Here is a 1,415-nt window from a genome sequence, read left to right as displayed (position 1 = left end):
ACGAGGTGGCGTGCCGGGCGACGGGCGCGCGTCGGAGCCGGTCGGGGCGCGGTCACTGGTACTCCAGGTAGCGCCGGCGCAACCCGGCGACCACGCCGGCGGCGGCGAGCAGGGCTGCCCAGGCCGCCGCGGCGCCCAGGTGGCGACGTGCCTCGGGCAGGTCGGCGACCATCCGGGAGACCTCCTCGTTGCGGGCGGTCAGTTCGGTCAGCAGGTGCTCCTCGGCGGCGACGAACGCGCGGCCGGCCGACCCCTCGGCGAGCACGGTGTCGACGGCGTCGCGGAAGGCGTCGGGCGTGCGGCTCTGCCGCGCCGGCCAGACCGTCTCGTCGAGGGCGGTGCAGTCGATCCGGTCCCCGGGCGGTCGCGACCCCGTGGCCGGGCGGAGGCAGAGGTCCCGCCCGTCGAAGTTCGCCTTGTGCCCGGCCGGGTCGACGCTCGCGCCGAGTCCCAGGTAGACGTCGGCCCGGCCGGCCAGCAGGGCGCCGAGCCGCTGCTGGGTGGCGCTCTGCGCGTCGATCGCCCGTTCCAGCTCCGGGAACCCCCGGTCGGCGGCCGGCCAGTGCCACCACGAGGAGACCAGCATGGCCAGCGCGGCCCCGGTGGCCACCGAGGCCAGCAGGAGGCCCGGGTTGAGCCGGCGCCGCGTCCGCCGGCGCAGCCACACCTGCACCAGCACCAGGGCGGCGAGGGTGCCCAGCGGCGCCAGGACGGAGGCGGCCAGCCACGGGCGGGCGTCGGCGCGGGCGTCGAGCAGCAGCCTGGTGTCGTAGTTCCACAGCCCCTGGGCGGCGGTCAGCAGCTCGGTGGACATGTAGTGCGACGCCTGGCGCGCGTATGCGGAGGCGAGCACGGCGCGGGCCGCCGCGTCGCCCGTGTCGGCCTGTTCCGCCGCTGTGGTCGGCGGGCAGGGGCGCCGGTTCCCGGTGGCCGTCGCGGACAGCGGGCCGGACACGCGCAGGGCGGCGCAGACCACGTCGCGGTAGACCTTCAGCCGGGCCGCGATCGTCGCCAGCCGGGTCAGGCGGTCCGGGTCGCCGGCGGCGTTGCCCATCGAGACGGTGAGCGTGCGCTCGACCTCGTGGACGGCCGCGTCGTAGTCGGCCACCAGCGCGGCCCGCCGCTCCTCGGTCGGCGGGAGCAGGAAGACGGCGCTGGCGGCGACGTCCGCGTCGGCGAGGCCCTGGTAGATCTCCCGGGCGGTCGTGCTGGTGCCCACGGCGGTCGCCGCCGACCGCTCGCCCAGCGTGGTGGCCGACGGGCGGGACTGCACGGCGACGGCGGCGGTGACCGTCAGCGCGGCGACGAGCAGGGCGCCGCTGAGCACGATCAGCGCCGGCGTCGTCCGGAGCGCGTCGCGGAGCCGGCCCGGGCCGTCCGGGCGGGCCGGCTCCGGCCACCGGGCGGGCCCGCCC

The 1,415-nt window shown here is 78.3% G+C and carries 1 protein-coding gene; it reads right to left on the bottom strand.

Translation table 11 applies throughout. The annotated features are described in order from the left end of the window. Positions 1-52: 52 nt before the first annotated feature. The coding region (locus tag ACWENR_RS30760) for a hypothetical protein (RefSeq protein ID WP_452280439.1) at positions 53-1,415 on the bottom strand (1,363 nt) is incomplete at its 5' end.

This window comes from Micromonospora sp. NPDC004336 (genome assembly GCF_053602615.1).
Note: the sequence above shows the minus strand (reverse complement) of the source record. Positions and strands in the feature narration are given on the sequence as shown.